General features: G+C 75.5%; 4 protein-coding genes and 1 pseudogene. 3 read left to right on the top strand and 2 right to left on the bottom strand.

All coding sequences use genetic code 11. From position 1 onward, the window contains the following. Positions 1-1,404 (top strand): PucR family transcriptional regulator (locus EEJ42_RS37490; protein WP_148082166.1); only part of this gene is annotated, 1,404 nt, incomplete at its 5' end. A 2-nt stretch (positions 1,405-1,406) separates the two neighbouring features. Here EEJ42_RS37490 and dapE read toward each other — a convergent pair. Both dapE and EEJ42_RS37480 read right to left on the bottom strand, forming a co-directional pair. After that, positions 1,407-2,495 (bottom strand): succinyl-diaminopimelate desuccinylase, encoded by a 1,089-nt coding sequence (gene dapE / locus EEJ42_RS37485; protein WP_123106649.1) that lies wholly within the window; start codon positions 2,493-2,495, stop codon positions 1,407-1,409. Then, positions 2,492-3,928: an amino acid permease gene (locus EEJ42_RS37480; protein ID WP_123106648.1), complete on the bottom strand. Its 1,437-nt coding sequence runs from the start codon at positions 3,926-3,928 to the stop codon at positions 2,492-2,494. The genes dapE and EEJ42_RS37480 overlap by 4 nt, the downstream gene beginning before the upstream one ends. A 611-nt stretch (positions 3,929-4,539) precedes the next feature. On the opposite strand from EEJ42_RS37480, the gene EEJ42_RS37475 reads away from it, so the two are divergent. Together EEJ42_RS37475 and EEJ42_RS37470 are read left to right on the top strand one after the other, a co-directional pair. Then, positions 4,540-8,481, top strand: a complete 3,942-nt coding sequence (locus tag EEJ42_RS37475; RefSeq protein WP_123106647.1) for a Pls/PosA family non-ribosomal peptide synthetase — start codon at positions 4,540-4,542, stop codon at positions 8,479-8,481. Then, positions 8,478-8,738: pseudogene (locus EEJ42_RS37470) on the top strand (hypothetical protein); the annotation flags it as partial. The gene EEJ42_RS37475 and the pseudogene EEJ42_RS37470, both read left to right, overlap by 4 nt.

Genomic DNA, 8,738 nt, shown 5'->3' with positions numbered 1-8,738 from the left:
GGGCCGCTGGTGCGGGAGGCGGCCGCCGCCGGTATGGCCGGGGTCGTGGTGCGCGGCGCGGCCGGGCCGGGGCCGGTCGCCGAGGCGGAGGAGAGCGGTACGGCCCTGCTCGCCGTGGACGAGGACGCCGCCTGGCACCACGTCCATCTGCTGCTCGCCCAGGCCATCGGGGCGCGGCCCTCCCCGGCGGGCGACGGGGCCGCGCTCGGGGACCTGTTCTCGCTGGCGGGGGCGGTGGCCGCGGCCGTGGGCGGGGCGACCGTCATCGAGGATCCTCGGCAGACCGTCCTCGCGTACTCCACCGTGCCCGGGCAGCCGGTCGACGAGGCCAGGCGGCAGGGCATCCTCGGCCGTCAGGTGCCGGACAGCCCGGAGAACACCGAGCAGTACCGGGTGCTGTTCGCCGCCCCGGGCCCGGTCCGGCTCGCCGCCCTCGGCGGGGGCGAGCTGCCGCGGCTGGCCGTCGCCGTCCGGGCGGGCGGCGAGACCCTCGGCTCCCTGTGGGTCGTGGACGACGGAACGCTCGCCCCCGACGCCGAGACCCAGCTCGCCCAGGGCGCCTCCACCGCCGCGCTGCTCCTGCTGCGGGCCCGGGCGGCGGCCGAGCTGTCCCGGCATCTGACCGGTGATCTGCTGCGACGGCTGCTGGACGGCACCGCCGACCCCGCCACCGCCGCCCAGCGCCTGGGCCTCACCCCGGGCATCCCGCTGCGAGTGGCAGCCTTCGCCCTGGACCCGACGGCCTCCGCGCCGGACGGCGAACAGGCCGCGCTGCGGCTGCTGGACCTCGTACGGCTCCAGTGCGAGGCCCGCTACGGGCGGCAGGCGTGCGTCCTGGTCGACGGGGTGGTGTACGCGCTGCTGCCGGTGACCGGCGAACGGGGCGGGCCCGCCGGGGAGCGGCAGCGGCGGCTCGCGGAGGACATCGTGCGGCGCGCCGGGCAGGCGCTGCGGGTGCCGGTGCGGGCCGGGCTCGGCGAGGTGGTGCCGGACCCGGCGGAGATACCCGGCTCGCGGGAGGACGCCGATCTGGTGCTGCGGGTGCTCGGGCCGGACGAGCCGGTCGCGGCCGCGCACGAGGTGCGGGCCCGGGCCGTCCTGTTCCGGCTCACCGGGCTCCTCGGCGAGCGGCGGGAGCTGGCCGCGGGGGCGTGGCGGGAGGTGCTGGCGTACGACGCCGACCACGGTACGGACCACGCCCGCACCCTGGTGTGCTGGCTGGACGCGGGCTGCGACATGGCCCGGGCGGCGAAGTGGCTCGCCGTGCACCCCAACACCTGCCGCTACCGGCTCCGCCAGGTGCGGTCCCAGCTGGGCATCGACCTGGACGACCCGGACGAGCGGCTGGTGCTGTGGCTCCAGCTGCGTACGCTCGCGGGCCTGCGCGGGGCCGGAGCGACGTAGGGTCAGCGGCCGTCGAGCCAGTCCGCGAGCCGCGTCTCGCACGCGCGCAGCTGGGCCAGGGGCACGTACTCGCCCGGGGTGTGGGCCAGGGACGGGTCGCCCGGGCCGTAGTTGAGGGCCGGGGTGCCGAGCGCGGTGAAGCGGGCGACGTCGGTCCAGCCCAGTTTGGGGCGGGGCGCCGCGCCCAGCGCGGCGACGAACGAGGCGGCGGCGGGCCGGTCGAGGCCGGGGAGGGCGCCGGGGATGACCTCGGTGATCTCCACCTCGTACTCGGGGAAGAGGTCCCGTACGTACGCTTCGGCCTGCTCGGGTGAACGGCTGGGCGCGAAGCGCAGATTAACCGTGATCACGCAGCTGTCGGGGACGACGTTCTCGGCCACCCCCGCGCGCACGGCGACGGCGCTGAGCCCCTCGCGGTACTCCAGGCCGTCGATGACGACGCGTTCGGCGGTGTGGTCGTCCAGGCGCTTCAGGACGGCGGCGGCGCGGTGGGCGGCGTTGACCCCTCGCCAGGCGCGGGCGGTGTGCGCGCGGGCGCCGCGCACGGTGATGTCGGCCATCAGCATGCCCTGGCAGCCCGCCTCGACCCCGGCGTCGGAGGGTTCCATCAGGATCGCGAGGTCGGCGTGGAGCAGTTCGGGGCGCTCGGCGGCGATGTGGGCGAGGCCGTTGCGGTCGCCGGAGACCTCTTCGCAGGCGTAGAAGACGTAACTCACGTCATGGACCGGGGCGGTGAGCGTGGCCGCGAGCCGCAGCGCCACCGCGACGCCGCCCTTCATGTCGCAGGCGCCGAGCCCGTGGAGCCGCTCCGGGCCGAGGCGGGCGGGCAGGTTCCCGGCGGCCGGGACGGTGTCCAGATGGCCCGCGACGATCACGCGCCGGTCGCGGCCCAGCCCGGTGCGGGCCACCACGGAATCGCCGATCCGCTCGACCGTCAGATGCGGCAGGGCGCGCAGCGCGGTCTCGACGGCGTCGGCGAGCGCGGCCTCCTCGCCGCTCTCGGACGGGATGTCGACCAGGGCGCGGGTGAGCGCCACGACATCGGCGGCAGCCGGATCGAGGGCGGTCGCGGGGGTGGTCAGCGTGGTCATGACGTCGTCTCCTGAACGGTCTTCTCGGGGGTGGCGGTCCGGCCCAGCGCGGAGTGGCGGATGCCGTAGAGCCCGTAGACCGCGAGCCCGGCCGCCATCCAGGCGCCGAACGCGATCCAGGTATCGGCGCCGAGCCCGTACATGACGTACACACAGGCGGCCACTCCGAGCAGCGGCGTCACCGGCGCGAAGGGCACCCGGAAGCCGCGGGGCGCCTCCGGGCTGCGCCGCCGCAGGATCAGCACCGCCAGGTTGACCAGGGCGAACGCAAAGAGGGTGCCGATGCTGGTGGCATCCGCGAGAGCGCCGAGCGGAATGAGCGCGGCGAGGACCGTGACGAAGGCGGTGACGATGACGGTGCCCGCGCGCGGCACCCCGGTCCGGGGATGGACCGTGGAGAAGAGCGGGGGCACGAGCCCGTCGCGGGACATCGCGAAGAGGATGCGGATCTGCCCGTACTGCACGGTCAGCACGACGCTGGTGGTGGCGATGACCGCGCCGATGGACAGCAGCACGGGCCACAGGTTGCCGCCGCCGACGACACGCACCAGCACCTGGCTCAGCGTGGCCTCGGTACCCGCGAACCGCTGCCAGGGCATCGCCCCGACCGCCGCCAGCGCGACCGCGCAGTACAGGGCGGTGACCAGGGCGAGCGAGAGGATGATGGCGCGCGGCAGATCGCGCTGCGGGTTCTTCGCCTCCTCCCCGGCCGTGGAGGCGGCGTCGAAGCCGATGTACGAGAAGAAGAGCGAGGCGGCGCCCGCGGTCATCCCTGCGGTGCCGAGCGGGAACAGCGGGCGGAAGTTCCCGGCGTGGAAGGCGGTGAAGGCGACCGCGCAGAACATCACCAGCACGACGACCTTCACGGTCACCATGACGGCGTTGGCGACCGCGCTCTCCCGCGCCCCGCGCAGCAGTACCACCATCGCGAGGACGACGATCACGGCGGCGGGCACGTTGAGCACCCCGCCGTCGCCCGGCGGGGCGGCGAGCGTATCGGGCAGCGTCCAGCCGACCGTGAGCTGGAGCAGTTCGTTGACGTACTGGCCCCAGCCGACCGCGACCGCGGCCACCGACACGCCGTACTCCAGGATCAGACACCAGCCGCAGACCCAGGCCACCAGCTCGCCGAGGGTGGCGTAGGCGTAGCTGTACGAGGACCCGGCGCCCGGGATCATGCCCGCCAGCTCGGCGTACGAGAGCGCCGAGAACAGCGCGGTGACCCCGGCGAGCACGAAGGAGACCACCACCGCCGGACCGGCCTCGGGCACCGCCTCGCCCAGCACCACGAAGATCCCGGTGCCGAGGGTGGCTCCCACGCTGAGCAGCGTGAGCTGGCTCAGCCCCATGGTGCGCCGCAGCGGTCCGCCGCTCGCGTCGGCGACCAGTCCCGCCACGCTCCGGCGTCTCGTCAGTTTGTTCTCACCGTGCACCGACCCGCTCCTTCCGCTGCCGCATGGCCCCTGATGATCCGGCAGCGGGACGGCGCGGGGATGCGCGCATCGGCCAAGATGCCCCGGGCCGGTTTGCACGATCGGCCAAGCACGGCCCGGCGATGCGCCGTGGCTGACGATGATCCACCCTGGTCGGGACCGTTGTGAGTCCGGACACAGGATCACCGGCCGCTGCGAAGCGCTGTGGCGAGCCGCGGACGACACCGCGAAAACGGGCTCCCACCAGGCATGTTGTACGGGGGACGAGAGCAGGCGGGGCGGTGGGCCGCAGCGGCGCGCGGCCGCCGACCGGGGCCGTCGGCGTTCCACAAGGCCGGAGGCCGCTGTTAACGCTGGGTAAACTGCCTGCTCGGCGTAATGCGGCGTCGGTTCGGTTGGGGGGCGGAACAAGCCCGTCCGGCCGTCCGTGGCCGCGGATTCGGGTCGGCCGCTGGAGAGCCGCGCCGAGTGTTCGCCCTCGGGGCAGTCATCTGCCGCGAGCGGGTGTTCGGGACCCGGCTCAGTGCGGAGCCGGACATGGCGGAGGCCGATGGTCCGGTGGTCCGGACGGTGTCGCCGAACATTCGGTCCACCGACTCCGGAGAGGCCGGATGACTGTCGTAGACGAGTCCCAGACGCTGATCGCCCCGCTGCCCGTACCCGCCGCGGAGCCCGTGGCTCCGCGCGCCCTGTTCCCGGGGCGCGGCACCCACGCCGAGCGCACCCTCATGGACGTCCTCGGCGAGACGGCCCGCCGCCACCCGAACGCCCCCGCCGTCGACGACGGCAACTCCGCGCTGAGCTACCGGGCGCTGCTGGCCGAGGTGGAGCGGGTGCGGCGGCGGCTGGCCGGGGCGGGGGTCGGCGTCGGCGACCGGGTCGGCATCCGCGTCCCGTCCGGGACCGCCGACCTGTACGTCGGGATCCTCGCCGTGCTGGCCGCCGGCGCGGCCTATGTGCCGGTGGACGCGGAGGACCCGGACGAGCGGGCCGAACTGGTCTTCTCCGAGGCCGCGGTGAGCGTGGTGCTCGGCGCAGGACTGGAGACGACGCCGCGCGCCGAGCCGCACGGCGGCCCCGGCCGCCCGGGGCCCGGCGACGACGCGTGGATCATCTTCACCTCCGGGTCGACCGGCAAGCCCAAGGGCGTCGCCGTCACCCATCGCAGCGCGGCCGCGTTCGTGGACGCCGAGGCCGGGCTGTTCCTGGCCGACGAGCCGATGGGCCCGGGCGACCGGGTGCTGGCCGGTCTCTCGGTGGCCTTCGACGCCTCCTGCGAGGAGATGTGGCTCGCGTGGCGCAGCGGCGCCTGTCTGGTGCCCGCGCCCCGGTCGCTGGTGCGCACCGGTGTCGACCTCGGGCCCTGGCTGGTCGAGCAGGAGATCACCGTGGTCTCCACGGTGCCCACACTGGCGGCGCTGTGGCCGGTGGAGGCGCTGGACGACGTACGGCTGCTGATCTTCGGCGGCGAGGCGTGCCCGCCGGAGCTGGCCGAGCGGATGGCGGTCGAAGGCCGTGAGGTGTGGAACACCTACGGTCCGACCGAGGCCACCGTCGTGGCGTGCGCCGCGCAGCTGACCGGCGAGGGCCCGGTGCGGATCGGGCTGCCGCTCGACGGCTGGGAGCTGGCGGTCGTGGACGCCCGGGGCGAGGTCGTGCCCCTGGGCGAGGTCGGCGAGCTGGTGATCGGCGGGGTCGGTCTCGCCCGCTATCTCGACCCGGCGAAGGACGCCGAGAAGTACGCCCCGCTGCCGTCGCTCGGCTGGGCGCGGGCGTACCGCAGCGGCGACCTGGTGCGCGCCGAGGAGGAGGGGCTGCTGTTCGTCGGCCGGGCCGACGAACAGGTCAAGCTGGGCGGCCGCCGCATCGAGCTGGGCGAGGTGGACGCCGCGCTCCAGGCGCTGGCGGGCGTGGCGGGCGCCGCGGCCGCGGTGCGCACGACGAAGGCGGGCCACCAGCTGCTGGTGGGCTACGTCGTCCCCGAAGAGGAGAGCGGCTTCGACCAGGCGGACGCGCTGGACCGGCTGCGGGCGGTGTTGCCCGCCGCGCTGGTGCCGCTGCTCGCGGTGGTCGGCACGCTGCCCACCCGTACCTCCGGCAAGGTGGACCGGGCCGCGCTGCCCTGGCCGCTGCCTGGGGTCGGCACGGCCGGACCGGCGGACGGGCTGACCGAGACCGAGAGCTGGCTGGCCGAGCTGTGGGGCGAGGTGCTGGGCACCCCGGCGAGCGGTCCGGATGCCGACTTCTTCGCGGCGGGCGGCGGCAGCCTCGCCGCCGCCCAGCTCGTCTCGCGGATCCGGGACCGCTACCCCAGCGGCTCGGTCAGCGACATCTACCAGAACCCGCGGCTGGACGCGCTCGCCCGGACGCTGGACACGATGGGCAGCGCGGCGACGGCCCCGCGCACCATACGGCCCGTCCCCCGGCGCACCGGTCTCGCGCAGACGCTGCTGATGCTGCCGCTGCTGACGGTCGCCGGGCTGCGCTGGAGCGTGGCCGCGGCCGCCGTCCTCAATGCGCTGCACCTCGTCGGTTCCGCGCCCTGGGCGCCCACCGTGTCCTGGTGGTGGATCGCGCTCGGCTGGCTGCTGTGCGTATCGCCGCCGGGCCGGATCGCGATCGCGGCGGGCGGCGCGCGGCTGCTGCTGCGGGGTCTGAAGCCGGGAACGTACCCGCGGGGCGGCGGCGTCCACCTGCGGCTGTGGACGGCCGAGCGGCTGGCCGAACTGAGCGGCGCCACCGGGCTGTCGGGCAGCTGGCTCACCCACTACGCCAGGGCGCTGGGCGTGCGGATCGGCGCGGACGTCGATCTGCACGCGCTGCCGCCGGTGACGGGGATGCTCAAGCTCGGCAAGGGCAGCGCGGTCGAGCCCGAGGTCGATCTGTCCGGCCACTGGCTGGACGGCGACCGGCTGCGGATCGGCCGCATCCGGATCGGCGCGGGCGCCACGGTCGGCGCGCGCAGCACGCTCTTCCCCGGCGCCCGGATCGGCAAGCGCGCCGAGATCGCCCCGGGGTCCGGGGTGACGGGTGCGGTGCCCGCGGGGCGACGCTGGGCGGGCGTACCGGCCGCCAAGTCCGGCAAGGCGGCGCAGCACCGGCCCGAGGACCGGCCGTCGCGCACCCGCCGCTGGGCGGTGGTGTACGGGCTCACCTCGCTGGGGCTGACCCTGCTGCCCGCGCTGGCGCTGCTGCCCGCGCTCGCCGTCCTCGCGTGGTTCGTCCGGGGCACCCGCGACGCGGGGGCGGCGCTGCTCCAGGCACTGGCCGCCGTGCCGGTCGCGACGGTGGCGGGGATGGTCTGCTACGCGCTGCTCATCCTGGCCGGGGTGCGGACGCTCGGCATCGGCCTGCGCGCGGGCCACCACCCGGTGCACGGGCGGATCGCCTGGCAGGCGTGGGCCACCGAGCGGCTGATGGACATGGCACGGGTGCATCTGTTCCCGCTGTACGCCAGCCTGTTCACCCCGGTGTGGCTGCGGGCGCTCGGGATGAAGGTCGGCCGCGGGGTCGAGGCGTCCACCGTCCTGGCCCTGCCGTCGATGACGACCGTCGGTGACGGCGCGTTCCTCGCCGACGACACCATGGTCGCCTCGTACGAACTGGGCGGCGGGCGGCTGCGGATCGCCGAGTCGAGGGTCGGCAAGATGGCGTTCCTCGGCAACTCCGGTATGGCCGCGGGCGGCAGCTCGGTCCCCAAGCGCGGTCTGGTCGGCGTGCTGTCCGCCGCGCCCAAGGGCGCCAAGGCGGGCAGCTCGTGGCTCGGGATGCCGCCGATGCGGCTGCCGCGGGCGGCCGAGGAGGGCGACCAGAGCCGTACGTACCGTCCGGCGCGGCGGCTGAAGTGGGCGCGCGGCGCCGTCGAACTGTGCCGGATCGTGCCCGTCATGGGCGGTGCGGCGCTCGCGGTGCTGGTGCTGGCCGCGTTCGCGGCGGTCGCCGCGCGGTGGGGGTTCCCGGCGGCCCTGGCGGGCGGCGGGATGCTGCTGGGCGCGGGCGGTGTGGTGGCGTGCGTCGCGGCGGTGCTGGCCAAGTGGCTGCTGGTGGGCCGGTTCCGGGCCACCGAACGGCCGCTGTGGAGCTCGTTCGTGTGGCGCACCGAGCTGGCGGACACCTTCGTGGAGGTGCTGGCCGTACCGTGGCTGGCCGGGGCCGTGTCCGGGACGCCGCTGATGAACTGGTGGCTGCGGGGGCTCGGCGCGCGCATCGGGCGCGGCGCCTGGTGCGAGACGTACTGGCTGCCCGAGGCCGATCTGGTGCGGATCGGCGCCGGGGCGAGCGTGAACCGGGGGTGCGTGGTGCAGACCCACCTGTTCCACGACCGGATCATGCGCATGGACGTGGTGGTGCTGGAACAGGGCGCCACCCTGGGCCCGCACGGCATCGTGCTGCCGGGCGCCACGGTCGGCGCGTGTGCCACGGTGGGTCCGGCGTCGCTGGTGATGCGCGGCGAGACCCTGCCCGCGGGCACCCGGTGGCTCGGCAACCCGATCGCGGCGTGGCAGCCGGAGAAGGAGCGGGACATGCGGAAGACGGAGGACACGGCGAAGTGAGCAGGGGCAGGGGCAAGGGCGGCCGGGCACAGGCCGCGCCCGGCGGCCCGGTCGGGGCGGACCGGTCCGGGGACTCGTATCTGCCCGGGCACGGCAACGGCGGCTACCGGGTGACCCATTACGACCTGGAGCTCAACTGCCGTCCGAGCACCGGGCGGATTTCGGGCCGGGCCCGGATCTCGGCGGTCGCCGAACCGGACGCGGCCGCCGAGCCGGGCGCGGTCGCCGAGCCGGGCGCGGTCGCCGAGCCGGGCGCG

Origin of the sequence: Streptomyces botrytidirepellens, assembly GCF_003721215.1 — a bacterium.
Taxonomy (GTDB): Bacteria; Actinomycetota; Actinomycetes; order Streptomycetales; family Streptomycetaceae; genus Streptomyces; species Streptomyces himastatinicus.
The sequence above is the reverse complement of the archived record's forward strand: the minus strand, read 5'-3'. Positions and strand labels throughout refer to the sequence as shown.